The 25,514-nt window shown below is 54.2% G+C and carries 27 protein-coding genes; 23 read left to right on the top strand and 4 right to left on the bottom strand.

Features of this window, described 5'->3' with window-relative positions:
• Positions 1 to 32: 32 nt before the first annotated feature.
• Positions 33 to 3,221, bottom strand: coding sequence for a ribonuclease E (gene rne / locus MUU47_RS18375; RefSeq protein WP_258989599.1), 3,189 nt, complete (start codon positions 3,219 to 3,221; stop codon positions 33 to 35).
• Positions 3,222 to 3,915: 694 nt separating this feature from the next.
• Between rne and rluC the strand changes: the two genes are divergently transcribed.
• On the top strand, positions 3,916 to 4,869 hold the full coding sequence (rluC, locus tag MUU47_RS18370) for a 23S rRNA pseudouridine(955/2504/2580) synthase RluC (RefSeq protein ID WP_258989598.1): 954 nt from the start codon (positions 3,916 to 3,918) through the stop codon (positions 4,867 to 4,869).
• 49 nt (positions 4,870 to 4,918) lie between these two features.
• Here rluC and MUU47_RS18365 read toward each other — a convergent pair whose 3' ends face one another.
• The gene (locus tag MUU47_RS18365) at positions 4,919 to 5,503 is read right to left on the bottom strand and encodes a Maf family protein (protein ID WP_258989597.1); all 585 of its coding nucleotides are present in this window, start codon (positions 5,501 to 5,503) and stop codon (positions 4,919 to 4,921) included.
• Positions 5,504 to 5,644: 141 nt separating this feature from the next.
• Here MUU47_RS18365 and yceD point away from each other — a divergent pair, with 141 nt between their 5' ends.
• The 14 genes from yceD (at position 5,645) to ptsG (ending at position 18,070) form a co-directional block, all read left to right on the top strand.
• Positions 5,645 to 6,166 carry a 23S rRNA accumulation protein YceD gene (yceD, locus tag MUU47_RS18360; protein ID WP_159775183.1) on the top strand — a complete coding sequence of 174 codons (522 nt, stop codon included), beginning with the start codon at positions 5,645 to 5,647 and terminating at the stop codon, positions 6,164 to 6,166.
• Between the two features lie 16 nt (positions 6,167 to 6,182).
• Positions 6,183 to 6,356 carry a 50S ribosomal protein L32 gene (rpmF, locus tag MUU47_RS18355; protein ID WP_000290724.1) on the top strand — a complete coding sequence of 58 codons (174 nt, stop codon included), beginning with the start codon at positions 6,183 to 6,185 and terminating at the stop codon, positions 6,354 to 6,356.
• Between the two features lie 79 nt (positions 6,357 to 6,435).
• The gene (plsX, locus tag MUU47_RS18350; RefSeq protein WP_235033688.1) at positions 6,436 to 7,470 is read left to right on the top strand and encodes a phosphate acyltransferase PlsX; all 1,035 of its coding nucleotides are present in this window, start codon (positions 6,436 to 6,438) and stop codon (positions 7,468 to 7,470) included.
• Between the two features lie 6 nt (positions 7,471 to 7,476).
• A complete protein-coding gene (locus tag MUU47_RS18345) occupies positions 7,477 to 8,430 on the top strand; it encodes a beta-ketoacyl-ACP synthase III (RefSeq protein ID WP_258989596.1) in 954 nt (317 codons plus the stop codon).
• 14 nt (positions 8,431 to 8,444) lie between these two features.
• Entirely contained in the window at positions 8,445 to 9,374 is a 930-nt protein-coding gene (gene fabD / locus MUU47_RS18340; RefSeq protein ID WP_258989595.1) for an ACP S-malonyltransferase, read from the top strand.
• Between the two features lie 19 nt (positions 9,375 to 9,393).
• Complete coding sequence (fabG, locus tag MUU47_RS18335) at positions 9,394 to 10,128, top strand: 3-oxoacyl-ACP reductase FabG (protein WP_159761410.1); 735 nt, start codon at positions 9,394 to 9,396, stop codon at positions 10,126 to 10,128.
• A 210-nt stretch (positions 10,129 to 10,338) separates the two neighbouring features.
• Entirely contained in the window at positions 10,339 to 10,575 is a 237-nt protein-coding gene (gene acpP / locus MUU47_RS18330) for an acyl carrier protein (RefSeq protein ID WP_000103754.1), read from the top strand.
• 88 nt (positions 10,576 to 10,663) lie between these two features.
• The gene (gene fabF, locus MUU47_RS18325) at positions 10,664 to 11,905 is read left to right on the top strand and encodes a beta-ketoacyl-ACP synthase II (protein ID WP_159761412.1); all 1,242 of its coding nucleotides are present in this window, start codon (positions 10,664 to 10,666) and stop codon (positions 11,903 to 11,905) included.
• 113 nt (positions 11,906 to 12,018) lie between these two features.
• Positions 12,019 to 12,834 carry an aminodeoxychorismate lyase gene (pabC, locus tag MUU47_RS18320; RefSeq protein WP_258989594.1) on the top strand — a complete coding sequence of 272 codons (816 nt, stop codon included), beginning with the start codon at positions 12,019 to 12,021 and terminating at the stop codon, positions 12,832 to 12,834.
• Positions 12,831 to 13,853, top strand: coding sequence for a cell division protein YceG (gene yceG / locus MUU47_RS18315; RefSeq protein ID WP_258989593.1), 1,023 nt, complete (start codon positions 12,831 to 12,833; stop codon positions 13,851 to 13,853). Before pabC ends, yceG begins: the two co-directional genes overlap by 4 nt.
• Positions 13,843 to 14,484 carry a dTMP kinase gene (gene tmk, locus MUU47_RS18310; protein ID WP_258989591.1) on the top strand — a complete coding sequence of 214 codons (642 nt, stop codon included), beginning with the start codon at positions 13,843 to 13,845 and terminating at the stop codon, positions 14,482 to 14,484. The genes yceG and tmk overlap by 11 nt, the downstream gene beginning before the upstream one ends.
• Entirely contained in the window at positions 14,481 to 15,485 is a 1,005-nt protein-coding gene (holB, locus tag MUU47_RS18305) for a DNA polymerase III subunit delta' (protein WP_258989590.1), read from the top strand. Before tmk ends, holB begins: the two co-directional genes overlap by 4 nt.
• A 53-nt stretch (positions 15,486 to 15,538) precedes the next feature.
• Entirely contained in the window at positions 15,539 to 16,333 is a 795-nt protein-coding gene (locus tag MUU47_RS18300) for a metal-dependent hydrolase (RefSeq protein WP_258989589.1), read from the top strand.
• 300 nt (positions 16,334 to 16,633) lie between these two features.
• The gene (gene ptsG, locus MUU47_RS18295; RefSeq protein ID WP_258989587.1) at positions 16,634 to 18,070 is read left to right on the top strand and encodes a PTS glucose transporter subunit IIBC; all 1,437 of its coding nucleotides are present in this window, start codon (positions 16,634 to 16,636) and stop codon (positions 18,068 to 18,070) included.
• A 44-nt stretch (positions 18,071 to 18,114) separates the two neighbouring features.
• On the opposite strand, the gene MUU47_RS18290 is transcribed toward ptsG, so the two are convergent.
• Positions 18,115 to 18,315 carry a hypothetical protein gene (locus MUU47_RS18290; protein WP_258989586.1) on the bottom strand — a complete coding sequence of 67 codons (201 nt, stop codon included), beginning with the start codon at positions 18,313 to 18,315 and terminating at the stop codon, positions 18,115 to 18,117.
• Positions 18,316 to 18,668: 353 nt separating this feature from the next.
• Between MUU47_RS18290 and hinT the strand changes: the two genes are divergently transcribed.
• From hinT to MUU47_RS18250, 8 genes are all read left to right on the top strand, one after another.
• Positions 18,669 to 19,025 (top strand): purine nucleoside phosphoramidase, encoded by a 357-nt coding sequence (gene hinT, locus MUU47_RS18285; protein ID WP_159761428.1) that lies wholly within the window; start codon positions 18,669 to 18,671, stop codon positions 19,023 to 19,025.
• A gap of 4 nt (positions 19,026 to 19,029) precedes the next feature.
• Positions 19,030 to 19,404 (top strand): YcfL family putative periplasmic lipoprotein, encoded by a 375-nt coding sequence (locus tag MUU47_RS18280; RefSeq protein WP_258989585.1) that lies wholly within the window; start codon positions 19,030 to 19,032, stop codon positions 19,402 to 19,404.
• Positions 19,405 to 19,426: 22 nt separating this feature from the next.
• Positions 19,427 to 20,059 (top strand): penicillin-binding protein activator LpoB, encoded by a 633-nt coding sequence (lpoB, locus tag MUU47_RS18275; protein WP_258990556.1) that lies wholly within the window; start codon positions 19,427 to 19,429, stop codon positions 20,057 to 20,059.
• A complete protein-coding gene (thiK, locus tag MUU47_RS18270) occupies positions 20,040 to 20,864 on the top strand; it encodes a thiamine kinase (protein ID WP_258989584.1) in 825 nt (274 codons plus the stop codon). Before lpoB ends, thiK begins: the two co-directional genes overlap by 20 nt.
• Positions 20,865 to 20,875: 11 nt before the next feature.
• Positions 20,876 to 21,901 carry a beta-N-acetylhexosaminidase gene (gene nagZ, locus MUU47_RS18265; protein WP_258989583.1) on the top strand — a complete coding sequence of 342 codons (1,026 nt, stop codon included), beginning with the start codon at positions 20,876 to 20,878 and terminating at the stop codon, positions 21,899 to 21,901.
• A 36-nt stretch (positions 21,902 to 21,937) separates the two neighbouring features.
• Positions 21,938 to 22,480 carry an alpha/beta hydrolase YcfP gene (gene ycfP / locus MUU47_RS18260; RefSeq protein WP_110509758.1) on the top strand — a complete coding sequence of 181 codons (543 nt, stop codon included), beginning with the start codon at positions 21,938 to 21,940 and terminating at the stop codon, positions 22,478 to 22,480.
• Between the two features lie 237 nt (positions 22,481 to 22,717).
• A complete protein-coding gene (locus tag MUU47_RS18255; RefSeq protein WP_159775216.1) occupies positions 22,718 to 24,022 on the top strand; it encodes an NAD(P)/FAD-dependent oxidoreductase in 1,305 nt (434 codons plus the stop codon).
• A 201-nt stretch (positions 24,023 to 24,223) separates the two neighbouring features.
• On the top strand, positions 24,224 to 24,763 hold the full coding sequence (locus tag MUU47_RS18250; protein WP_159775218.1) for a glycine zipper 2TM domain-containing protein: 540 nt from the start codon (positions 24,224 to 24,226) through the stop codon (positions 24,761 to 24,763).
• A gap of 70 nt (positions 24,764 to 24,833) precedes the next feature.
• Here the strand turns inward: MUU47_RS18250 and MUU47_RS18245 are convergent, their stop codons facing one another.
• On the bottom strand, positions 24,834 to 25,472 hold the full coding sequence (locus MUU47_RS18245) for a TetR/AcrR family transcriptional regulator (protein ID WP_258989582.1): 639 nt from the start codon (positions 25,470 to 25,472) through the stop codon (positions 24,834 to 24,836).
• Positions 25,473 to 25,514 lie beyond the last annotated feature (42 nt).

The following is a 25,514-nucleotide window of genomic DNA, read 5'->3' as shown; positions in this document are numbered from 1 at the left end:
CGCCCGGAGGCGGTTTTTTCATGCTTTGCAGCTTAGTCCACTGATTGTGGACGAGTCGGACCGGCAGTTGCCGTGTGTGTAGCGCTGTGGCCACCGGCAGAACCTTTACCCTCGAAACCGAACTCTGGACGAACCCAGTCGCTCTGACGCGGTGCTTCTGGCACGTAGTCTGGCGCTGGAGCGCGTGTCATTGGCGCGGTAGCGGTGACGCGTTCAACCGTCGGCTTCGCAGCCACAACCGGTTTAACGACAGGCTCAACCACTGGAACAACTGGCACGGTTTCCACCACGGCAGGTTGTTCAGTCACGATAACCTGTTCCACTTCCTCAACCACGGCCGGAGTTGCTTCTTGAGCAGTCACTTCAGCAACAACGGCATCGGCTGGTGCGATAACCTGAGGTTCTTCGCTCACTGGCGCGGCAATGATTTCTGGATGTGTGGTCTCAACCACTGGAACTTCCGGTTCAGCCTGAGCGGGCTGCGGTTCTGCAACCACAACCGGCTCAGCGGCAACCTGTTCAACCACTGGCGCTGTAACCTGTTCTGCCACTGGTGCTTGCTCCACGGTTTCTACCGGTGCGACTTCAATGACGGAAGGAACAACGTTCTGCTCGCGGGCTTCTTCAATCTGCTGCTCTTGTGGACGCGTTATCGGGTAGCTTACCCACACTTTACCAGACGCCATTTCCGGAGATGCACAGGCAATCGCCAGCGGCATCGGTGACTGAGTTGGGTAACGCTCGTCACGGTAGCGGCGACGACGCTGACCACTCACGCGCAGGTGGCGTGGTGAACGACGGGAGCGACGCGGCATGCCTGTATTATCACGATTTTCCGCGTTTTCATCTTCTGCCGGAGCATCGATGACGGCGGGCAAATCAACTTTAGCCAGTTCGGTACGCTTAGCGGGTGCAGTTGCTTCAGCTGGTTCGGTCACTGCGGTACGTTCTGCAGTTTCGGCCGCTGTTTCGATGCGCACTTTCTGTGACAGGTTGCGCGGCTTACGACGCGGCATGGACTGTACGCGTTCTTCCTGCTCGATTTCCTGAGCGGGTTGTTCTTCGTGAACCTGAACTTTGACTTCCTGCGGTGCTGCCTGGCGTTTGTCATCGTTACGACGACGGTTGCGCTCACGGCGTGGCTGCTGCTGTTCATCTCGAGATTTCGCTTTATCCGCGTCTTCTGCCACGTTCGGCTGACGAGCTTCACGGGTTTCCGCGTTCTGCTGAGGCTTCTCACGACGGTTACGGCGGTTATCTTCGCGGCCTTCTGCGTTTTCACCACGGTTATCGCGCTCACCACGTTCGTTACGCTCACCGCGTTCGCCACGATTATCGCGGTTGTCACGGCGATCGTTGCGGTCACCACGGTCATTGCGGTCACGACGGTTAGACTGACGAGAACGGCGACGATCTTGCTGGCGCTCAGGTTTCTCTTCTTTCTTAACCGGCTCAGGCTCAGCCACAACTGGGGCTTCACTGCTGAACATGGATTTCAGCGCAGAGATTATGCGGGAAACCAGACCCGGTGCTGCAGCGGTGGCTGCCTCTGGAGCGGCTTTCTTTGCCTGCGCTGCGGCTGGAGCGGCTTCTTCAAGTGGTGCTGGCGGTGCATCAGGCATCACGAAGGTCGCCAGAGCAGGCTGCTCAGGACGCTTACGTTCAGCTGGCTCGTCTTCAGACGGCATCGCCATTTCTTCTTCGTGCAGCTTCGGCAGCAGGTAGCTCAGGATTTGAGTCTCTTCGCCTTTACGGACACGCAGTACGGAGTAGTGTGGGGTTTCCATCTGGTCGTTCGGAACGACGATGCAGCGCACGCCACCCTGACGGGTTTCGATGTTGCTGATAGCCGCACGCTTTTCGTTCAGCAGGTAAGAAGCCACCTGAACGGGAACAATCGCGTGAACTTCCTGAGTGTTTTCTTTCAGTGCTTCTTCTTCGATCAGACGAAGAATAGACAGCGCCAGCGATTCGTTATCACGGATGGTGCCGGTACCGCTACAGCGTGGACACACGTGATGGCTGGATTCACCCAGTGACGGGCTCAGTCGCTGACGGGACATTTCCAGCAGGCCGAAGCGAGAGATATGGCTAATCTGGATACGCGCACGATCCTGACGCACCGCTTCACGCAGACGGTTTTCAACCGCACGCTGGTGGCGAACCGGGGTCATGTCGATGAAGTCGATAACGATCAGGCCGCCGAGGTCACGAAGACGCAGCTGGCGGGCAATTTCGTCGGCCGCTTCAAGGTTGGTGTTGAAGGCGGTTTCTTCGATGTCGCCGCCGCGGGTTGCACGCGCGGAGTTGATATCGATGGCGGTCAAGGCTTCGGTGCTATCGATAACGATAGAGCCGCCCGACGGCAGGCGCACTTCGCGCTGGAATGCAGATTCAATCTGCGATTCGATTTGGTAGTGGCTGAACAGCGGGATTTCACCGGTGTAGAGCTTAATTTTGCTGCTGAAATCCGGACGGCCCAGCGCAGAGATATGCTGGCGAGCCAGCTCAAGCACTTTCGGGTTATCGATAAGGATTTCGCCGATGTCCTGACGCAGGTAATCACGGAATGCACGAACGATGACGTTGCTTTCCTGGTGGATCAGGAACGGGGCAGGGCGGCTTTCAGAGGCTTTCTGAATCGCTTCCCAGTGCTTCAGGCGGAAACTCAGATCCCACTGCAGCGCTTCGGCAGATTTGCCAACGCCTGCGGTACGCACAATCAGTCCCATGCCGTCAGGCAGTTGCAGGCTGGAAAGCGCTTCTTTCAGCTCAGTACGATCGTCACCTTCGATGCGGCGAGAGATACCACCGGCACGCGGGTTGTTTGGCATCAGTACCAGATAGCTGCCTGCCAGGCTGATAAAGGTTGTGAGGGCGGCACCTTTGTTGCCGCGCTCTTCTTTATCGATCTGAACAATGACTTCCTGGCCTTCGCGCAGAACATCTTTGATGTTCGGGCGGCCATGCGCATTGTAATTTGCAGGGAAATATTCGCGGGCGATTTCTTTAAGAGGAAGGAAACCATGACGCTCAGCACCGTAATCTACGAATGCGGCTTCAAGGCTTGGTTCTATACGGGTAATTTTGCCTTTGTAGATGTTCGCTTTTTTCTGTTCGTGTCCTGGGCTTTCAATATCCAGATCGTACAGACGCTGCCCATCAACGAGGGCGACACGTAACTCTTCTTGCTGAGTTGCGTTGATTAACATTCTTTTCATCGTAACTTACTCATTATTCTTGCATTGACGACTAAGCTACGGGCAGAGTTTTCCTTGCCGGGGGTAAACCGATGGCCTCGTGTCTGTTCACGTCGCCAACCTCACGGTTGTCGCTCGCTTAAGAGGCGCAGAGTGTCGGTAGCCTGCGTTTCAAACGGAACCGCAGCGCAATTATTCAGGGGAACAGCCTGGGAATCATTCTCCAGGTACGGTTCCTTCTATACTCATTGTCTTTCAAGTCGCAGATGGTTGGCTTCACCTGCTTACCCCAGTCATCTACTGGAGTAGCGCCTGGAGATCCCAGGTTTGCCGCCTTTCTGCGGCTTGAAATAGAGAGTATCAACCGGTAAGGACTGCAACCCGCAGCCCGCTAACTGTCTGAAAGATAAATACGTCTTACGCCATTGCTGCATAAAAGATCGTTCAGACAAAATTGGTCATTCCGCTAACATGCTTGCTTGAACAAGATTCGACACGGAAAACTGCATCATTATTCCCTGCTAACCTTGTTATAGCAAGATGACTTTTACCATTTATCACCCGGTTACTCACAGTTTTTTCACTTTACCGAACCGATTGTTGTAATAACCACCAATCCGCAAAGTGAGATTAAAAATGAGCTCCGTTGCGAAGTTAATATAAGCACAGAAAAAGGAGTGGCGCGAATGCCACTGCATCTTTAGAATCGCCCCCCATGAAAACTGAGACACCGACCGTAAAAATGGTAGCCATTGCCGATGATGAGGCAGGGCAACGAATTGATAACTTTTTGCGCACCCAGCTGAAAGGCGTGCCGAAAAGCATGATTTACCGCATCCTGCGTAAAGGCGAAGTGCGCGTGAATAAAAAGCGCGTGAAGCCGGAATACAAACTGGAAGCGGGCGATGAAATTCGCATCCCGCCGGTGCGCGTCGCTGAGCGTGAAGAAGAGGCTGTATCGCCGCACCTGAATAAAGTGGCGGCTCTGGCTGACGTTATCCTTTATGAAGACGACCATATTCTGGTGCTGAACAAGCCGTCGGGTACGGCGGTTCACGGTGGTAGCGGTTTGAGCTTTGGGGTTATCGAGGGTCTGCGCGCGCTACGTCCGGAAGCCCGATTCCTCGAACTGGTCCATCGTCTCGACCGTGATACCTCCGGCGTGCTGCTGGTGGCGAAGAAGCGTTCCGCACTGCGCTCCCTGCATGAACAGCTACGCGAAAAAGGGATGCAGAAAGATTATCTGGCCCTGGTTCGCGGCCAGTGGCAGTCGCACATGAAAGTGGTGCAGGCGCCATTGCTGAAAAATATTTTGCAGAGCGGCGAGCGTATTGTTCGCGTGAACAGCGAAGGCAAACCGTCGGAGACGCGCTTTAAAGTCGAAGAGCGTTTTACCCATGCGACACTGGTGCGCTGTAGCCCGATAACCGGCCGTACGCACCAGATTCGTGTGCACACGCTGCATGCGGGCCATCCGATTGCGTTTGACGACCGTTATGGCGATCGTGAGTTCGACAAGCAGTTGGCGGGTACGGGCTTGAATCGTCTGTTCCTGCACGCCGCGGCGCTGAAGTTCACGCATCCGGGTACCGGCGAGACGTTGCGCATTGAAGCGCCGTTGGACAACCAGCTCAAGCGTTGCCTGCAAGTGCTGCGCAGCCAGAAATAATTAAAGAAAAGAAAGAATAAAAAACGCCCTGAAAGGGGCGTTTTGCGTTTTAGCGCAGCAGCGGGTTGAATTGCTCGTGCCTGAGCATTTTGCACAGCGCGATGAGCGGCAGGCCAATCAGCGTATTTGGGTCGCGTCCCTCGAGACGCTCGAACAGCGTGATGCCCAGTCCTTCACTTTTAAAACTGCCAGCACAGTTCAGCGGCTGCTCTTTTTGGACGTATCGGTTGATCTCCGCGTCGGTCAGGTGGCGGAAGTGCACATCGAAAGGCTCGCATTCGGTCTGCAAATGGCCCTTAGCGCTGTTATAGACCGCAAGACCGGTATAGAAGGTGACGACGTGGCCACTCGCTTCACGCAGTTGCAGACGCGCATTTTCTTCGGTGTGCGGTTTGCCGGTGATTTTTCCGCCGAGCACGCAAACCTGATCGGAGCCGATAATCAGATGGTCAGGGAAGCGAGTCGCCAGGGCCTGTACTTTGGCCTGAGCCAGACGAAGCACCAACTGGCGCGGTGATTCTCCGGGTAAGGGGAGTTCATCGACCTCAGGCGCGGCGCATTCAAAAGGCACATCGAGCTTTTGAAGCAGCTCGCGGCGATAGGGTGAAGTAGAGGCAAGAATAAGTTGCAGCATAATTTTTTAAATAGACTCTGGTGATTCGGATTGCGACATTTTAAACTACAGGCCGCAATGTGTGCGAATAATTGGCAAAAGGCGCTTGAGGGTGCCTTTTTCTTTGACTCTATGACGTTACAAAGTTAATATGCGCGCCCTATGCAAAAGGTAAAATTACCCCTGACTCTTGATCCGGTTCGTACCGCTCAAAAACGCCTCGATTACCAGGGTGTCTACACCCCGGACCAGGTGGAGCGTCTTGCCGAGTCTGTGGTCAGTGTGGACAGTGATGTGGAATGCGATATGACATTCGCCATCGACAACCAGCGTCTCGCCGTTATTAAAGGTGATGCAAAGGTTGCGGTGACTCTCGAATGCCAGCGCTGCGGGAAACCGTTCCCACATGCCGTTCACACAACGTATTGTTTCAGTCCGATCAAAAATGTTGAACAGGCTGAAGCACTCCCGGAAGCGTATGAGCCGATTGAGGTTAACGAATTCGGTGAAATCGACCTGCGGGCTTTGGTTGAGGATGAAATCATTCTCTCCTTACCTGTAGTTCCGGTGCATGATTCTGAACACTGTGAAGTGTCCGACGCGGACATGGTATTTGGTGAATTGCCTGAAGATGCGCAAAAGCCAAATCCATTTGCCGTATTAGCCAGCTTAAAGCGTAAGTAATTGAGGAGTAAGGTCCATGGCCGTACAACAGAATAAACCAACCCGTTCCAAACGTGGCATGCGTCGTTCCCATGACGCGCTGACTGCAGTTACCAGCCTGTCTGTAGATAAGACTTCTGGTGAGAAACACCTGCGTCACCACATCACTGCCGACGGTTTCTACCGCGGTCGCAAGGTTATCGCTAAGTAATCACGCGAAAGCGTGATGAAGCTTAGTGAGGATTTCCCCGCTTCTGCGGGGATTTACCAAACCGAGCGGCGACGATACCTTGACACGTCTGACCTTAGCGTTGGATGTCATGGGGGGCGATTTTGGCCCTTCCGTGACGGTGCCTGCAGCATTGCAGGCACTGCACGCTAACCCACAACTCTCGCTTCTTCTTGTCGGTGACACCGACGCCATTACGCCATTACTCGCCAAAGCTGACTTCGAACAACGTTCACGTCTGCAGATTATCCCTGCCCAGTCAGTTATTGCCAGTGATGCACGTCCGGCACATGCTATTCGCAACAGCCGGGGCAGTTCCATGCGCATTGCGCTGGAGCTTGTTAAAGAAGGACGCGCGCAGGCCTGCGTGAGCGCCGGAAATACCGGGGCGCTAATGGGGCTCGCCAAATTATTGCTCAAGCCGATTGAAGGAATTGAGCGTCCCGCGCTGATGACGGTTCTGCCGCATCAGCAGAAGGGCAAAACGGTGGTGCTTGATTTGGGCGCCAACGTCGATTGTGACAGCACGATGCTGGTACAGTTTGCGGTAATGGGCGCAGTGATGGCTGAAGAAGTCCTCGGCATTACGTCTCCGCGCGTCGCACTGCTCAACATTGGAGAAGAAGAAACCAAAGGCCACGACAGCATCCGTGATGCGTCGGCGATGCTAAAAAAGGTGTCTTCCATCAACTATATTGGTTATCTCGAAGCCAACGAATTATTGACGGGCAAAACGGATGTGCTGGTTTGTGATGGTTTTACGGGCAACGTCACACTAAAAACCATGGAAGGCGTTGTCAGAATGTTTCTTTCTCTGCTGAAATCGCAGGGAGAAGGTAAAAAGCGGCCGTGGTGGCTGAAAATTTTGAAGCATTGGTTACAAAAAAACCTCTCGCGGCGATTCAGTCACCTCAACCCCGACCAGTATAATGGCGCCTGTCTGTTAGGATTGCGCGGCACGGTGATTAAGAGTCATGGTGCAGCCAATCAGCGCGCGTTTAGCGTGGCGATTGAACAGGCAGTGCAGGCGGTGCAGCGTGAGGTCCCACAGCGGATCGCCGCTCGCCTCGAATCTGTATTACCACCAAAAGACTGAGCGTACATGTATACGAAGATTATAGGTACCGGCAGCTATCTGCCTGAACAAGTGCGTACGAACGCCGACCTGGAAAAAATGGTAGATACGTCTGACGAGTGGATTGTCACACGCACAGGTATCCGTGAGCGTCGTATTGCCGCGCCAGATGAATCCGTAGCAACAATGGGCTTCGAAGCCGCCAGGCGCGCCCTGGAAATGGCTAACATTGATGCTGAGCAAATCGGCCTGATCGTGGTGGCAACCACCTCGTCGACCCACGCTTTCCCAAGCGCGGCGTGCCAGATCCAGTCAATGCTGGGCATTAAAGGCTGCCCGGCGTTTGACGTGGCTGCGGCCTGTGCCGGTTTCACTTACGCGCTGAGCGTGGCCGATCTGTACGTTAAATCCGGTGCGGTTAAAAATGCACTGGTGATTGGCGCAGATGTTCTGGCCCGTACCTGCGATCCTACCGATCGCGGCACAATCATTATTTTTGGCGATGGCGCGGGTGCCGTGGTGTTAGGCGCATCTGAACAGCCGGGCATCATCTCCACACATCTGCACGCTGATGGCAAATACGGTGAGTTGCTCACCTTGCCGAACGCCGATCGTGTTCATCCGGAAAACGCCATTCACCTGACAATGGCAGGGAATGAAGTGTTCAAAGTGGCGGTGAAAGAGTTGGCTAACATCGTTGAAGAAACGCTGGCGGCTAATAATCTGGATCGTTCTGAGCTGGACTGGCTGGTGCCACACCAGGCCAACCTGCGCATTATCAGCGCGACAGCGAAGAAGCTCGGCATGTCGATGGACAACGTCGTGGTAACCCTCGACCGCCATGGCAATACCTCTGCGGCCTCCGTGCCGTGCGCGCTGGATGAAGCAGTGCGTGACGGTCGCATCAAGGCCGGTCAACTGGTGCTGCTTGAAGCCTTCGGTGGTGGTTTCACCTGGGGTTCCGCGCTGGTTCGTTTCTAATTAAGGATTATAAGATGACGCAATTTGCATTTGTGTTCCCGGGACAGGGCTCTCAGACCGTAGGCATGTTGGCTGAACTGGCTGCAACCTATCCGATTATCGTAGAAACATTCGCGGAAGCTTCTGTGGTGCTGGGCTATGATCTGTGGGCATTGACCCAACAGGGTCCGGCAGAAGAACTGAACAAAACCTGGCAGACTCAGCCAGCGCTGTTGACCGCGTCTGTTGCACTGTACCGTGTCTGGCAGCAGCAGGGCGGCAAAACGCCAGCGCTGATGGCCGGTCATAGCCTCGGTGAATACTCTGCGCTGGTGTGTGCGGGCGTGATTAGCTTCGCTGATGCTGTACGTCTGGTTGAACTGCGTGGCAAATTCATGCAGGAAGCTGTCCCTGCGGGCACCGGTGGCATGTCTGCCATTATCGGCCTGGACGATGCGTCTATCGCTAAAGCCTGCGAAGAGTCTGCTGAAGGGCAGGTTGTCTCCCCAGTGAACTTTAACTCACCGGGCCAGGTGGTTATCGCGGGCCATAAAGAGGCCGTTGAACGTGCCGGTGCCGCGTGTAAAGCTGCGGGCGCAAAACGCGCACTGCCGCTGCCGGTCAGCGTCCCGTCTCATTGTGCGCTGATGAAGCCTGCAGCAGAGAAACTGGCTGCAGAACTGGCGAACATCACCTTCAATGCACCGCAAATTCCCGTTATCAATAACGTGGATGTGAAGTGCGAAACTAACGCAGATGCAATTCGTGATGCGCTGGTGCGTCAGCTTTATAGCCCAGTACAGTGGACCAAAACTGTTGAGTTTATGGCATCCCAGGGCACAGAACACCTGTATGAAGTCGGCCCGGGTAAAGTCCTCACCGGCCTGACGAAACGTATTGTTGACACCCTGACTGCCTCGGTCATTAACGAGCCGGCGGCGATGTCAGCGGCGCTTGAGCAATAAGAAGAGGAAGAGCAAAACCATGAGTTTTGAAGGAAAAGTTGCACTGGTTACCGGTGCAAGCCGCGGCATTGGCCGCGCTATCGCTGAAACACTCGTTGCCCGTGGCGCGAAAGTTATCGGTACTGCCACTAGCGAAAGCGGTGCTCAGGCCATCAGCGATTATTTAGGTGCAAACGGTAAAGGTCTGATGTTGAATGTGACCGACCCGGCATCTATCGAATCTGTTCTGGGAAATATTCGCGCAGAATTTGGCGAAGTAGATATTCTGGTTAATAATGCCGGGATCACTCGCGATAACCTGTTAATGCGAATGAAAGATGATGAGTGGAACGACATTCTCGAAACCAACCTGTCATCAGTTTTCCGTCTGTCAAAAGCGGTAATGCGCGCTATGATGAAAAAGCGTCATGGTCGTATTATCACTATCGGTTCTGTGGTCGGTACCATGGGAAATGCTGGTCAGGCCAACTACGCTGCGGCGAAAGCGGGTTTGATTGGTTTCAGTAAATCGCTGGCGCGTGAAGTTGCGTCTCGCGGTATTACTGTGAACGTTGTTGCTCCGGGCTTCATTGAAACGGACATGACGCGTGCGCTTTCTGATGATCAGCGTGCGGGTATTCTGGCGCAAGTTCCAGCGGGTCGCCTTGGCGATGCAAAAGAAATCGCGAGTGCGGTTGCATTCTTAGCTTCTGACGAAGCGGGTTACATCTCTGGTGAAACCCTGCACGTCAACGGCGGAATGTACATGGTCTGACCGTAGTTTGCACAAAATGCTCAGGATCCGCGCAGTCTGTGCGCTTCTGAGCAATATTAGGTGCAAAATGATTTGCGTTATTAGGGCAAACACCCTCAAAATAGCGTAAAATCGTGGTATGACCTGCCGGGATTTAGTTGCAAATTTTTCAACATTTTATACACTACGAAAACCATCGCGAAAGCGAGTTTTGATAGGAAATTTAAGAGTATGAGCACTATCGAAGAACGCGTTAAGAAAATTATCGGCGAACAGCTGGGCGTTAAGCAGGAAGAAGTTACCAACAATGCTTCCTTCGTTGAAGACCTGGGCGCTGATTCTCTTGACACCGTTGAGCTGGTAATGGCTCTGGAAGAAGAGTTTGATACTGAGATTCCGGACGAAGAAGCTGAGAAAATCACCACCGTTCAGGCTGCCATTGATTACATCAACGGTCACCAGGCGTAAGTGAACATCTCCAGGCGGTCATTCGACCGCCTGAGTTTTATCTTTTTGTCCCACATCTCTCTTTTTTATCCCTCCCTGGAGGACAAGCGTGTCTAAGCGTCGTGTAGTTGTGACCGGACTTGGCATGTTGTCTCCTGTCGGCAATACCGTAGAGTCCACCTGGAAAGCTCTTCTTGCCGGTCAGAGCGGCATCAGCCTAATCGACCATTTCGATACTACCGCCTATGCAACGAAATTTGCTGGCTTAGTAAAGGATTTTAACTGTGAAGACATTATCTCGCGCAAAGAACAGCGCAAGATGGATGCCTTTATTCAATATGGAATTGTCGCTGGCGTACAGGCCATGCAGGATTCTGGCCTTGAAGTGACGGAAGAGAACGCCTCGCGTATCGGTGCTGCTATCGGCTCCGGCATCGGCGGACTCGGCTTAATCGAAGAAAACCACAGTTCATTGGTGAAAGGCGGCCCACGTAAAATCAGCCCCTTCTTCGTACCGTCCACAATTGTTAATATGGTGGCCGGTCATCTGACCATCATGTTCGGCCTCCGCGGTCCAAGCATTTCCATCGCCACGGCGTGCACCTCAGGTGTACATAACATCGGTCATGCGGCACGAATGATTGCCTATAACGATGCTGATGCCATGCTGGCGGGTGGTGCTGAAAAAGCGAGCACACCTCTGGGTGTTGGCGGTTTCGGTGCAGCGCGCGCGCTGTCGACCCGCAATGACAACCCGCAGGCGGCAAGCCGTCCGTGGGATAAAGACCGTGATGGTTTCGTGCTCGGTGACGGCGCCGGTATCATCATGCTCGAAGAGTACGAACACGCGAAAAAACGCGGCGCGAAAATTTACGCAGAAATCGTCGGTTTTGGTATGAGCAGCGATGCCTACCACATGACGTCACCGCCGGAAAACGGTGCAGGCGCAGCACTCGCAATGGTTAACGCCATCCGCGATGCAGGCCTCGAACCTGGCCAGATTGGCTACGTCAACGCACACGGTACTTCCACCCCAGCAGGCGATATCGCCGAAGCGCAGGCAGTGAAATCCGTGTTTGGCGATGCCGCCAGCCGTATCATGGTGAGTTCTACCAAATCCATGACCGGTCACCTGCTTGGTGCAGCGGGCGCGGTTGAATCGATCTATTCGATTCTGGCCCTGCGCGATCAGGCTGTTCCGCCAACCATCAACCTGGATAACCCGGAAGACGGTTGTGACCTTGACTTCGTCCCGCACGAAGCGCGTCAGGTCAGCGGTATGGAGTACACCTTGTGTAACTCCTTCGGCTTTGGCGGCACCAACGGATCGCTTATCTTTAAAAAGGTTTGATTATCCGTTTGCACTGATAAAGGCCTGCATCGCAGGCCTTTTCTTTAAGGTTTCTTCTCTTGAGATCCCGCGTTCCCCCTGCCAGACTAACGGGCCACTGATAAGGAGCCGCTATGTTCTTGATTAATGGTGTGGAACAGGACTCACTCCCGGCCAACGATCGCAGCGTCCAGTTTGGTGACGGCTGCTTTACCACGACCCGGATCCAAAACGGTATTCCCACATTTTTTGACCAGCACCTACAGCGATTGCAGGATACCTGCCGCGCGTTGATGATCCCGTTTTCCGACTGGGCAACGCTCGGCCAGGAAATGCTGTCTCTGGCGAAATCTCACATCAACGGCGTGCTGAAAGTCATCATTACCCGTGGGAGTGGTGGGCGAGGGTACAGTCCTGCGGCCTGTCAGGCTCCGACCCGCATTCTTTCCGTTTCCCCGGCACCGGCACATTATCCTGGTTGGCAACAGCAGGGGATCACGCTATCGCTCAGCCCCGTGCGTCTCGGGCGGAACGTCACGCTGGCTGGCCTTAAACATCTTAACCGCCTTGAGCAGGTGTTGATCCGCACGCATCTTGAACAGACGAACGCCGATGAAGCGCTGGTTCTTGACAGTGAAGGGTGGGTTACGGAATGCTGTGCGGCTAATTTGTTCTGGCGGGCAGGTGACACTGTGTTTACGCCGCGTCTCGACCATGCTGGCGTCAACGGCATCATGCGCCAGCATTGTCTTGCCCGGTTGGCACAAAGTCGTTTTCGCGTTGTCGAAATCACTGCAAGAGAAGACGCTGTGCGTAAGGCGGATGAAGTCCTTATTTGTAATGCGCTGATGCCCGTCGTTCCTGTGAATCAGTATGCTGAGGCTCGCTATCTTTCACGCGAGCTGTTCGAATTTTTGGCCCCACTTTGTGAGCAGTCGATTAAGTCATGAAGAAAATGTTTCGGTTTGTCCTCCTGCTGTTGGTTGCGTTTGCGATTGCTGCGGGAGTCGGGATGTGGAAAGTCCGCCAGTTGGCGAACAGTAAAATACTCATTAAAGATGAGACGATCTTTACGCTGAAGGCCGGAACCGGACGCATGGCGCTGGGTGACACTCTTTATGCGGAAAAAGTCATTAATCGTCCGCGTGTGTTCCAATGGCTGCTGCGCGTAGAGCCTGAACTGTCGCACTTTAAGGCCGGGACGTATCGTCTGATGCCGGGCATGAACGTGCGCGAAATGCTGCAACTGCTGGCCAGCGGAAAAGAGGCGCAGTTCCCGGTCCGCTTTATTGAAGGTATGCGCGTCAGCGATTACCTCAAAGTGCTGCGTGAAGCCCCATACGTGAAGCACACGCTGAAAGATGACAGCTACGCCACGCTTGCCGAATCGCTGAAGCTGGAGCATGCCGACTGGGTGGAAGGCTGGTTCTGGCCCGATACGTGGATGTACACCGCTAACACTACCGATCTGCAAATCCTCAGGCGTGCTCACCTGAAAATGGTGACTGCGGTAGAAAAGGCGTGGAAAGGGCGGGCGGAAAATCTGCCGTACCAGAATGAAAATCAGCTGGTGACAATGGCCTCAATCATCGAGAAAGAGACTGCCGTCGCCGGGGAGCGTGACAAAGTTGCTTCGGTATTTATCAACCGTCTGCGTATCGGCATGCGCCTGCAAACTGACCCGACGGTTATCTACGGCATGGGCGAAAGCTATAATGGCAAGCTGAGCCGCAAAGATCTTGAGACGCCAACGGCGTACAATACTTACGTCATTGCCGGATTGCCGCCAGGGCCAATCGCGACACCAGGTGAAGCGTCACTCAATGCCGCAGCGCATCCGGCAAAAACGCCTTATCTCTATTTTGTTGCCGACGGCAAAGGCGGGCACACCTTTAACACCAATCTTGCGAGTCATAACCGCTCAGTACAGGATTACCTGAAAGCACTTAAGGAAAAAAATGCGCAGTAAGTATATCGTCATCGAAGGCCTGGAAGGCGCGGGGAAAACCACCGCGCGCAATCTGGTCGTAGAAACCCTCGAGCAGATGGGCGTCCGCGATCTGGTGTTTACCCGTGAACCGGGCGGCACCGTGCTGGCGGAAAAGCTGCGCAGTCTGGTACTGGACATTAAATCTGTTGGCGATGAAGTGATCACCGATAAAGCCGAAGTGCTGATGTTTTACGCGGCGCGCGTACAGCTGGTTGATACGGTAATTAAACCGGCGCTGGCGGAAGGCAAATGGGTGATTGGCGATCGCCATGACCTCTCCACGCAGGCCTATCAGGGCGGCGGTCGCGGTATCGATCAGCACCTGCTGACCACGCTACGTGATGCAGTGCTCGGCGATTTCCGCCCGGACCTGACGCTGTATCTGGACGTTACTCCTGAAGTGGGCCTGAAACGTGCACGTGCGCGCGGCGATCTCGATCGAATCGAGCAGGAATCCTTCAATTTCTTCCACCGTACCCGTGATCGCTATCTGGAACTGGCTGCCGCCGATCCGACTATCTGCACTATCGACGCCACGCAGCCGCTGGATACTGTGATGCAAAACATTCGCAGTACACTGTCAGCCTGGGTAGAGGAGCAGGGCGCATGAAATGGTATCCGTGGTTGCGACCACCGTTTGAGGAACTGGTCAGCAGCTACCAGTCCGGACGTGGCCACCACGCGCTATTAGTGCAGGCACTACCGGGCATGGGCGCGGATGCGCTGGTCTATGCGCTGGTTCGCTTCCAGATGTGCCACACGCCCGAAGGCCAGAAAAGCTGCGGTAAATGCCACAGCTGCCAGCTGATGCAGGCGGGTACGCACCCGGATTATTATCATCTCGCGCCGGAAAAAGGCAAAAGTACCCTCGGTGTTGACGCGGTGCGTGAAATCACCGAAAAGCTCTACGAGCACGCTCGCCTCGGTGGCGCGAAAGTGGTGTGGGTCAGCGATGCGGCTTTGCTGACAGAAGCTGCCGCCAACGCGTTGCTGAAAACCCTGGAAGAGCCGCCGGAAAACACCTGGTTCTTCCTGCAATGTGAAGAACCCGCACGGTTACTGGCGACACTACGCAGCCGCTGTCGCCATTTCCATCTGGCTCCCCCTGCGGAAAATTACGGCATTGCATGGCTTGGACGAGAAGTGACAACGTCACAAGAAAATTTATTGACCGCATTACGTCTGACGGCGGGGGCACCCGCAGCGGCGCTGGAACTGCTCGGTGAATCGCGGTTTGCACCTCGCCAGCAGCTTTGTGCGGCGCTGGATGCTGCGCTACGAAGCGCAGACTGGCTGTCGTTGCTGCCTGCGCTCAATCATGACAGCGTGGCGGAACGGTTGTACTGGCTGTCATCACTGCTGCTGGATGCGCAAAAAATGCAGCAGGGCATTTCACTGTTGACCAACGTGGACGCATGGGCACTGGTTCAGCGCGTGGCTAACGCGCTTTCTTCGACCCGGCTGCAGGCGATGATCCATGATGCCTGTGCGTGCCGGGAACAGCTTCTTAACGTCACCGGCCTCAATCGTGAGCTGATGCTTAACGACCTGTTATTACGCTGGGAACACTGGCTGCAACCGACAAGCGTGTTGCCCATTCATCACCTATAAACCGTTCACCTGTAAAAATTCACCTGTAAAAGAACACCTCTAAGAGAGACATTATGTTTTTAGTCGACTCCCACTGCCACCTCGATGGCCTGGATTATCAAACGCTGCATAAGGATCTGGACGATGTGCTGGCGAAAGCCGCCGCGCGTGATGTGAAGTTCTGCCTGGCGGTAGCGACGACGCTGCCAGGATATCGCGGCATGCGTGAGCTGGTTGGTCAGCGCGACAACGTGGTATTTTCCTGCGGCGTTCACCCGCTGAATCAGGACGAAACGTACGACGTCGAAGAGCTACGTCGTCTGGCAGCGGAAGAGGGCGTAGTCGCCATGGGCGAGACCGGTCTCGATTATTATTACACGCCGGAAACAAAAGCCCGTCAGCAAGCGTCTTTCGCACACCACATCCGCATTGGTCGCGAGCTCAACAAGCCGGTGATTGTCCACACCCGCGATGCGCGGGAAGACACGCTGACAATTCTGCGCGATGAAAAAGTGACGGATTGCGGTGGCGTACTACACTGTTTCACTGAGGACACGGAGACGGCAGGCAAACTGCTCGATCTGGGCTTCTACATCTCGTTTTCCGGGATCCTGACGTTCCGTAATGCGGAGCAGCTGCGTGAAGCGGCGCGCTATGTTCCGCTGGACCGGATCCTGGTTGAAACTGATTCACCGTATCTGGCACCGGTTCCGCACCGCGGGAAAGAGAATCAGCCGGCGATGACGCGCGATGTGGCAGAGTATATGGCTGTACTGAAAGGGGTGTCGCTTGAGCAACTGGCGCAGCAGACCACCGAAAACTTCGCCTCACTGTTCCATATCGACCCCTCACGCCTGCAATCTGCCTGATTCGTCAGCTTATTTTAAAGCTCGTAATTAATAATCAAAGCGAGTAAAGTTCACCGCCGAAAAAAGGGGGTGAACACCTCTTTCTGTAACTAGTAGAAACAACTTTTGTAAAATAGTGCAAGGTTTTACTTATTTGCTGGCTGAAACGTGATGGCTGTCAAACAAAAACAAATCGAATTATTTTACTCTGCGTAATAAATAAAAAGGGCACTTAGATGTCCTGTTCACGGCGAGGTTCTCCCCGCTCGCCAATGCGTGAAAGCGTAAAAAAAGCACAAATACTCAGGAGCACTCTCAATTATGTTCAAGAATGCATTTGCTAACCTGCAGAAGGTCGGTAAATCGCTGATGCTACCAGTATCCGTACTCCCAATCGCAGGTATCCTGCTGGGCGTCGGTTCTGCAAACTTCAGCTGGCTGCCAGCGGTCGTCTCTCATGTTATGGCAGAGGCAGGCGGTTCTGTTTTTGCAAACATGCCGCTTATCTTCGCAATCGGTGTTGCCCTCGGCTTCACCAATAACGATGGCGTTTCTGCTCTGGCATCCGTTGTTGCCTACGGCATCATGGTGAAAACCATGGCTGTGGTTGCACCGCTGGTACTGCACTTACCTGCTGACGAAATCGCGGCGAAACACCTGGCTGATACCGGTGTTCTCGGCGGTATCATCTCCGGTGCTATTGCTGCCTACATGTTCAACCGCTTCTACCGCATCAAGTTGCCAGAATACCTGGGCTTCTTTGCTGGTAAGCGTTTTGTTCCGATCATTTCCGGTCTGGCTGCTATCATCCTCGGCGTCGTACTGTCCTTCGTATGGCCGCCAATTGGTACTGCGATTCAGGAATTCTCCCAGTGGGCTGCATACCAGAACCCGGTAGTTGCGTTCGGTATCTACGGCTTCATTGAGCGCTGCCTGGTACCGTTCGGTCTGCACCACATCTGGAACGTTCCTTTCCAGATGCAGATTGGTGAATACACCAACGCTGCTGGTCAGGTGTTCCACGGTGATATCCCACGTTACATGGCAGGCGACCCAACTGCAGGCAAACTGTCTGGTGGCTTCCTGTTCAAAATGTACGGCCTGCCGGCTGCGGCTATCGCAATCTGGCACTCAGCAAAACCTGAGAACCGTGCAAAAGTAGGCGGTATCATGATCTCCGCTGCGCTGACTGCGTTCCTGACCGGTATCACCGAACCGATCGAGTTCTCCTTCATGTTCGTTGCGCCGATCCTGTACATCATTCACGCCATTCTGGCGGGTCTGGCATTCCCAATTTGTATTCTGCTGGGTATGCGTGACGGGACGTCCTTCTCGCACGGTCTGATCGACTTCATCGTTCTGTCTGGTAACAGCAGCAAGCTGTGGCTGTTCCCGGTCATCGGTCTGTGCTATGCGGCGGTGTACTACACCATCTTCCGTGTGCTTATTAAAGCACTGGACCTGAAAACCCCAGGTCGTGAAGACGCTACCGAAGACTCTAAAGCTGGCGTTGCTAGCGGCGAAATGGCTCCGGCCCTGATCGCAGCCTTCGGCGGTAAAGAAAACATCACTAACCTCGACGCTTGTATCACTCGTCTGCGCGTCAGCGTTGCCGATGTGGCAAAAGTTGACCAGCCAGGCCTGAAGAAATTGGGTGCGGCAGGTGTAGTTGTTGCAGGTTCCGGCGTTCAGGCTATTTTCGGCACCAAGTCCGATAACCTGAAAACCGAAATGGATGAATACATCCGCAACAGCTAATCAGTGATTGGGGAGAGACTAAGGCAGCCGAAAGGCTGCTTTTTTTATGCCTGCTCCACGGGAGCGTGGTTACAACGAGATGATGCGTAGGCCTGGCAAGAAAAAAGCTGCCGGGCAAAGTTCTTCGTCAACTGATAACGGCCGTTGGCGGCGCTCTTGTCTTGCGGCTGGAAGATATTGGTGTAGCTGACATACGCGGACCAATCTTCATTGATGTCATAAACCAGCCGGGCGTACAGCATCACGTCATCTTGGTGGCAAAAGTGAAAGACATCGTAACCCCTTATGTTGTCAGTCGTTATATGTGCAGTGGCGTTGCATGGACATGAAAATGAAAAATATGCGCATCCATATTATCGGTGTAAACACATGTAAGCGGGCATCTGACACTTTGTTTTAAAGTGCAATGACGCGGGGGATTAAACGACAGTGCTCAAGCATCCAGCGGTAAATCCAGGAATGAGTAAGAAAAACGAGGGATCGGGTTGAAAGAGGGGAACTAAGTCGCTCATACTCTTACGTTGTTATCCGCATCGCACTTCCGGATGCAGGCCTGAATAAACGATACCGCACGGTAATCAATAAAAAGGAACACGCCATGGCAGAAGAAACGATTTTCAGCAAAATTATTCGTCGCGAAATTCCGGCGGACATTGTTTTTCAGGATGATCTGGTGACTGCCTTTCGTGATATCTCTCCCCAGGCGCCCACCCATATTTTGATTATTCCCAACATTCTGATCCCAACGGTTAACGAGGTTTCTGCGGAGCATGAGCTGGCGTTAGGCCGCATGTTCACGGTAGCGGCTAAAATTGCCGAAGCGGAAGGGATCGCTGAAGACGGCTATCGCCTGATGGTCAACTGCAATCGCCACGGCGGGCAGGAGGTCTATCATATTCATATGCACCTGCTGGGTGGCCGTCCATTGGGTCCAATGCTTGCGCATAAAGGATAATGAAATGAAAGGTGGCCGAATTGCTGCTCTGCTGACGGCGCTGCTGTTGGCGGGTTGTGGGTCGCACCCGGAGATCCCGGTGGGCGAACAACAAACGCTGGTCATGGAGGCCAATGTTCTGGCCGCCGGTATTAGCGCCGATAAACCTGAACTGACCACCTCCGAAATCCAGGCGACCGCGTCGTCACAGCTCTATAACGAGCGGAGCACGCCTGTCACCGTTCACTATCGTTTTTACTGGTACGACGCCAGAGGACTGGAAATGCATCCGCTGGAAGCACCGCGTGAGGTGACCATTCCTGCACAGTCTTCGGTCAAACTTTACGGCAGCGCAAACAGCCTGGGTGCGCATAAAGTCCGGCTTTATCTTTATCTTTGAGGGGTAAAAAGTAATGAATAAACTGAGTCGCTATGCATTTATCGCGGCCGTGGCTATCTTCCTGTCTGGTTGTGTGGCGCAACGTGAAAAGCCCGCTCCGGTTGAAGAAGCCAAACCCACGCCAGAACAACCACAGACGCCGCTGCCGACCACCGTGCCGGTAGTGCCGACGATCCCGGTGCAGCCAGGTCCGATTGATAACAGCACTGCACAGCCAGAACAACCTGCGCCGCGCGTCCGTCATTACGACTGGAACAGCGCCGCACAGCCACTGGTCGGCAAAATGCTGCAGGCTGATGGCGTAACGGCGGGCAGCGTGCTGATGGTCGATAACGTCAACAACCGCACCAACGGCTCATTGAATACCACCGAAGCCACCACGGCGATCAGCAATGCGCTGAAAGGGAACAACAAATTTACCCTCGTTTCCGCGCAGCAACTGGCCGTGGCTAAACAGCAGCTGGGACTTTCCCCGCAGGACAGCCTGGGTTCACGCAACAAAGCGATGGGCCTGGCGCGTACCGTTGGGGCTGCCTACGTGCTCTATTCCAACGCGACCGGTAACGTCAACACGCCAACGCTCTCCATGCAGCTGATGATGGTCCAGTCGGGCGAGATCCTCTGGTCAGGTAAAGGTGCGGTTGCGCAACAGTAATCTTTCGCGTGACGACTGTCTGTCACGCTATTTTCCCGGCTATCAACCTCTGGCTCGCTCCGCTCCCGCGGGGCTGAGCGGGGGAAGCTGCATTATCGAACGTCAGGGGCATCGCATCGTGTTGCGCAAGCATCACGATCCGTCAGCTCCTGATTTTCACTTCCTGCGGCAGTACAGGGCACTTCGCGCACTGCCTGCGACGCTTGCACCACAGCCACTCGGTTATTTTCCTGGCTGGATGGCGGTTGAATATCTCGAAGGTGCGACCGTGCCCACACTCCCGAATTCCCACGCCACCGCGGCGCTGTTGTATCATCTGCATCAGCAAAAAAACTTCGGCTGGCGGGTTTCACTGTGGCCGTTGCTTGAACGCTACTGGCAGTTCAGCAGCCCGCTACGCCGCACGCCTTACTGGCTACGCATCCTGAAACGGCTGCATCAGCAGGGTGAACCGCAGCCTCTGCGACTGGCACCGTTGCATATGGATATCCATGCGGGCAACATCATCGATACGTCAGCGGGACTTCGGCTGATTGATTGGGAATATGCCGCTGACGGCGATGTTGCGCTTGAGCTGGCGGCAGTGTGGGCACAAACCTCGGTGCAGCGCTCGGAACTTATCGCGGCCTACGCGCAGGCCGCGCATCTTGATGAAGCACGTCTGGCGCAGCAGGTTAACCGCTGGCAGCCGTGGATCCAGATGCTCATGATTACCTGGTATGAATATCGCTGGCAGCAGACCGGCGACCAACAATTTATTGCGCTTGCCGATGAAGGCTGGCGCCAGTTTTCGCATAAAGGATAAGAGAGGAAAATGTGGGCCCAGTGATGTTAGACGTTGAAGGGTATGAGCTGGATGCTGAAGAGCGGGAAATTCTGGCGCATCCGCTGGTGGGGGGGCTTATCCTCTTCACCCGGAACTACCACGATCCGGCGCAGCTGCGTGAGCTGGTCCGCCAGATCCGCGGTGCGTCCAAAAATCATCTCGTCGTCGCGGTGGATCAGGAAGGTGGACGCGTGCAGCGCTTCCGCGAAGGGTTTACGCAATTGCCGGCCGCGCAGTCATTCGCAGAATTGTTAGGCCTGGAGCAGGGCGGTCAGCTGGCGAAAGCCGCAGGCTGGCTGATGGCCTCAGAAATGATTGCGATGGATATCGACATCAGCTTCGCACCGGTGCTCGACGTCGGCCACATCAGCGCAGCGATTGGCGAACGTTCTTACCACGCTGACCCGCATAAAGCACTGGCGATGGCGCGCCACTTCATTGACGGCATGCATGATGCAGGCATGAAAACTACCGGTAAACATTTTCCGGGTCACGGTGCGGTAACGGCTGATTCCCATAAAGAAACGCCGCAGGACCCGCGCTCAGAAGCGGAAATTCGCGCCAAAGACATGGCAGTATTCCAGACGCTTATCACCGAAAACCGTCTTGATGCCATCATGCCTGCGCATGTGATTTACAGTGACGTCGACCCGCATCCGGCCAGCGGGTCACCGCACTGGTTGAAAGCCGTGCTGCGAGGCGAACTCGGGTTTGATGGGGTGATTTTCTCCGACGACCTGTCGATGGAAGGCGCGGCAATTATGGGCAGCTACGCGGAACGCGGTCAGGCATCGCTGGATGCAGGTTGCGATATGATCCTGGTCTGCAATAATCGTAAAGGCGCGGTCAGCGTGCTGGATAACCTGTCGCCGATCAAAACAGAGCGTGTTACAAAATTGTATCATAAAGGTTCATTTACCCGTCAGGAGCTGATGGATTCCGATCGCTGGAAGACGGTCAGCGCGCAGCTAAATGAACTGCATGAGCGCTGGCAGGCCCATAAAGCCGCTCTTTAACCTCCCGAACGGGATTGGCAGTGTTGTGAGGACGTCATGATTATTTATTTGCACGGTTTCGATTCAAACAGCCCGGGAAATCACGAGAAGGTGCTGCAACTGCAGTTCATTGACCCGGATGTTCGCCTGATTAGCTATAGCACGCTTCACCCGAAGCATGACATGCAGCATCTGCTCAAAGAAGTGGATAAAATGTTGCAGCTTAACGCTGACGACCGCCCGCTGATTTGCGGCGTAGGACTTGGCGGTTACTGGGCTGAACGCATCGGTTTCCTGTGCGATATGCGCCAGGTTATCTTCAACCCGAACCTGTTCCCGCATGAGAACATGGACGGCAAGATTGACCGCCCGGAAGAGTATGCGGACATTGGCACGAAATGCGTCAGCAATTTCCGCGAGAAGAACCGCGATCGCTGCCTGGTTATCCTCTCTCGTCAGGATGAGGCTCTGAACAGCCAGCGTACAGCCGAAGAGTTGCATCATTACTACGAAATAATCTGGGACGAAGTGCAGACCCATAAATTCAAGAATATTTCCCCACATCTGCAACGCATCAAAGCGTTCAAAACCCTCGGCTAATCCCGCTCCGGGCCTGGTGACTTCGTGTTCATCAGGCCTACAAACTCCCCTGTATCAACTACACTTGCTCAACTTTTGGGCGGGGAAACTTGATTAATATCAATTTTGGTATGACCAATGCACCTCGCGTGATATTCTTCACATCAATGTCCGATTTAATGCGTCTAACTTGTTGTTAATTAAAGGCTATTTTTATAACTTTTAATTAACAATTGGTTAATAATTTAGGGGGTCACGTTGACTACGCCATTGAAAAAGATTGTGATTGTGGGTGGTGGTGCCGGCGGGCTGGAGTTGGCTACTCAACTGGGTAGAAAGCTTGGCCGTGGCAAAAAAGCGAAAATTACGCTGGTGGACAGAAACCACAGCCATCTGTGGAAACCGCTGCTGCACGAAGTAGCAACCGGTTCACTGGATGAAGGTGTGGATGCATTGAGCTATCTGGCTCATGCGCGTAATCATCATTTCCAGTTCCAGCTTGGTTCCGTGGTGGACATTAACCGTGAAACCAAAACGCTGACGCTGGCGGAGCTGCGCGACGAAAAGGGCGAGCTGCTGGTGCCTGAGCGCAAGCTGCCGTACGACACGCTGGTGATGGCGCTGGGCAGTACCTCCAACGATTTCAACACCCCGGGCGTGAAGGAAAACTGCATTTTCCTCGACAACCCGCATCAGGCGCGCCGTTTCCACCAGGAAATGCTGAACCTGTTCCTGAAGCACTCCAGCAACCTGGGCGCGAACGGTAAAGTTAACATCGCTATTGTTGGCGGCGGAGCGACCGGCGTTGAGCTGTCTGCAGAGCTGCACAACGCGGTGAAACAACTGCACAGCTACGGCTACAAAGGACTGACTAACGATGCGCTGAACGTCACGCTGGTGGAAGCGGGCGAACGTATTCTGCCTGCGCTGCCACCGCGAATTTCCAGCGCCGCACACAGCGAGCTGACCAAAATGGGCGTGCGTGTTCTGACCCAGACTATGGTCACCAGCGCCGATGCAGGCGGTCTGCATACCAAAGACGGCGAATACATCAATGCCGACCTGATGGTGTGGGCGGCAGGGATCAAAGCGCCAGATTTCATGAAAGATATTGGCGGGCTTGAAACCAACCGTATCAATCAGCTGGTGGTGGAGCCAACGCTGCAGACTACCCGTGATGCGGATATCTATGCCATCGGTGACTGCGCGTCCTGCGCGCGTCCAGAAGGCGGATTTGTGCCTCCGCGTGCGCAGGCTGCGCACCAGATGGCAAGCCTGGCGCTGCACAATATTCTGGCGCAGACCAAAGACAAGCCGCTGAAGTCGTACATCTATAAAGATCACGGCTCACTGGTCTCTCTGTCGAACTACTCCACGGTCGGTAGCCTGATGGGTAACCTGATGCGCGGCTCGATGATGGTAGAAGGGCGTATCGCGCGCTTCGTTTACATCTCGCTGTACCGTATGCACCAGATTGCGCTGCACGGTTATTTCAAAACCGGACTGATGATGCTGGTCGGCAGTATTAACCGGGTGATCCGCCCGCGTCTGAAACTGCACTAAGCACGAAAGCGCCCGGCGGTGCTACGCTTGCCAGGCCTACGGTTGTAGGCTTGGCAAGCGTAGCGCCATCGGGCTTGTTCAGACTACTCCGAAACCTACGCTTGTTCCCCTAAAACCCTCTTTTTTTGATCCCAATTCTTATATCCACGTTGCCTTTGAGATAGCAAAATTGTTACCAACAGCAACAAAGGAGGAACTCCCGTGAATAAATCTATGTTGGCGGGTATAGGGATTGGCGTAGCAGCTGCGCTGGGCGTGGCGGCAGTCGCTAGTCTGAACGTATTCGACCGTGGCCCGCAGTATGCGCAGGTCATTTCTGCAACCCCGATTAAAGAGAGCGTGAAAACGCCGCGTCAGGAGTGCCGTAACGTTGCGGTCACGCATCGACGTCCGGTCCAGGATGAGAACCGCATAGCGGGCTCAGTGCTGGGTGCGGTAGCAGGTGGGGTGATTGGCCATCAGTTCGGTGGCGGTCGCGGGAAAGATGTCGCCACCGTGGCGGGTGCATTGGGTGGCGGTTACGCCGGGAATCAAATCCAGGGCTCAATGCAGAATAACGATACCTACACCTCGACGCAGCAACGCTGCAAAACGGTATATGACAAGTCTGACAAAATGTTGGGTTACGACGTGACCTACAAAATTGGCGATCAGCAGGGGAAAATCCGTATGGATAAAGATCCTGGCTCTCAGATCCCACTCGATAACAATGGTCAGCTGGTTCTGAATAACAAAACGTAAAAAAGCGTTTCGTTCGTTTTGATTAGCCCTTCAATCGCTCAGGCTGAAGGGCTTTTTTTTATGGCATTTATCAGCTGCTTTTCAGCATCTGCGGCCACAGGCGCATAGTGGTGTCGGTAATCTGTAACAGCGTATCAAGGCTGGCGCCTTCGCGGGCACTGATCGACATCCCTTGCAAAATACAATTCAGGAACTGCGCCAGGTCACTAATGCACTTATCGGCCGGGATTTCCCCGCGAGCCTGACGTTGAGTCAGAAACTCACACAGTGTTTTTTCCTGCATTGCATGACGAGACTTAATGGTTTGCGCTATCTCTTTTGAAGACGCAGCCAGCGTCGCGGACGTGTTTATCATAAAGCAGCCCGCAGGCGTGTCTTTGCTGGTAAAGCAGGTCGCCACCGCGCGGAAATAATCGCGCAGTGCAGCGTCTACAGATTTCTCTTCGCAGAACAACTGGGCTTCGTGCTTATCGGCAAAGCGTGAGATATACCTGTCCAGAACGGCGCGGAACAAGCCTTCTTTATTTACAAACTCTGCATACAGCGTAGGCGCTTTTGCTCCCGTCGCTTCGACGAGATCCGAGAGCGATGTGGCTTCATAGCCGTGCTGCCAGAAGAGTGTCATGGCCTTATCAAGCGCCACTTCCCTGTCGAACACTTTTGGTCGGCCACGGCTTTTTTTTACGCAACTTGCGACTTCAGTTGTCATGGTGCCGTTGTACCTCTGTGGTTGTGTTAAGCCTTCATTATA

It is taken from the genome of Scandinavium hiltneri (genome assembly GCF_024764835.1).
GTDB lineage: Bacteria > Pseudomonadota > Gammaproteobacteria > Enterobacterales > Enterobacteriaceae > Scandinavium > Scandinavium hiltneri.
Note: the sequence above shows the minus strand (reverse complement) of the source record. Positions and strands in the feature narration are given on the sequence as shown.

What these genes read in the sequence shown, in the direction of transcription:
- rne (WP_258989599.1), bottom strand. Translation starts at nt 3,221, where the DNA reads ATGAAAAGAATGTTAATCAACGCAACTCAGCAAGAAGAGTTACGTGTC.
- rluC (WP_258989598.1), top strand. Translation starts at nt 3,916, where the DNA reads ATGAAAACTGAGACACCGACCGTAAAAATGGTAGCCATTGCCGATGAT.
- MUU47_RS18365 (WP_258989597.1), bottom strand. Translation starts at nt 5,503, where the DNA reads ATGCTGCAACTTATTCTTGCCTCTACTTCACCCTATCGCCGCGAGCTG.
- yceD (WP_159775183.1), top strand. Translation starts at nt 5,645, where the DNA reads ATGCAAAAGGTAAAATTACCCCTGACTCTTGATCCGGTTCGTACCGCT.
- rpmF (WP_000290724.1), top strand. Translation starts at nt 6,183, where the DNA reads ATGGCCGTACAACAGAATAAACCAACCCGTTCCAAACGTGGCATGCGT.
- MUU47_RS18345 (WP_258989596.1), top strand. Translation starts at nt 7,477, where the DNA reads ATGTATACGAAGATTATAGGTACCGGCAGCTATCTGCCTGAACAAGTG.
- fabD (WP_258989595.1), top strand. Translation starts at nt 8,445, where the DNA reads ATGACGCAATTTGCATTTGTGTTCCCGGGACAGGGCTCTCAGACCGTA.
- fabG (WP_159761410.1), top strand. Translation starts at nt 9,394, where the DNA reads ATGAGTTTTGAAGGAAAAGTTGCACTGGTTACCGGTGCAAGCCGCGGC.
- acpP (WP_000103754.1), top strand. Translation starts at nt 10,339, where the DNA reads ATGAGCACTATCGAAGAACGCGTTAAGAAAATTATCGGCGAACAGCTG.
- pabC (WP_258989594.1), top strand. Translation starts at nt 12,019, where the DNA reads ATGTTCTTGATTAATGGTGTGGAACAGGACTCACTCCCGGCCAACGAT.
- yceG (WP_258989593.1), top strand. Translation starts at nt 12,831, where the DNA reads ATGAAGAAAATGTTTCGGTTTGTCCTCCTGCTGTTGGTTGCGTTTGCG.
- tmk (WP_258989591.1), top strand. Translation starts at nt 13,843, where the DNA reads ATGCGCAGTAAGTATATCGTCATCGAAGGCCTGGAAGGCGCGGGGAAA.
- holB (WP_258989590.1), top strand. Translation starts at nt 14,481, where the DNA reads ATGAAATGGTATCCGTGGTTGCGACCACCGTTTGAGGAACTGGTCAGC.
- MUU47_RS18300 (WP_258989589.1), top strand. Translation starts at nt 15,539, where the DNA reads ATGTTTTTAGTCGACTCCCACTGCCACCTCGATGGCCTGGATTATCAA.
- ptsG (WP_258989587.1), top strand. Translation starts at nt 16,634, where the DNA reads ATGTTCAAGAATGCATTTGCTAACCTGCAGAAGGTCGGTAAATCGCTG.
- hinT (WP_159761428.1), top strand. Translation starts at nt 18,669, where the DNA reads ATGGCAGAAGAAACGATTTTCAGCAAAATTATTCGTCGCGAAATTCCG.
- MUU47_RS18280 (WP_258989585.1), top strand. Translation starts at nt 19,030, where the DNA reads ATGAAAGGTGGCCGAATTGCTGCTCTGCTGACGGCGCTGCTGTTGGCG.
- ycfP (WP_110509758.1), top strand. Translation starts at nt 21,938, where the DNA reads ATGATTATTTATTTGCACGGTTTCGATTCAAACAGCCCGGGAAATCAC.
- MUU47_RS18245 (WP_258989582.1), bottom strand. Translation starts at nt 25,472, where the DNA reads ATGACAACTGAAGTCGCAAGTTGCGTAAAAAAAAGCCGTGGCCGACCA.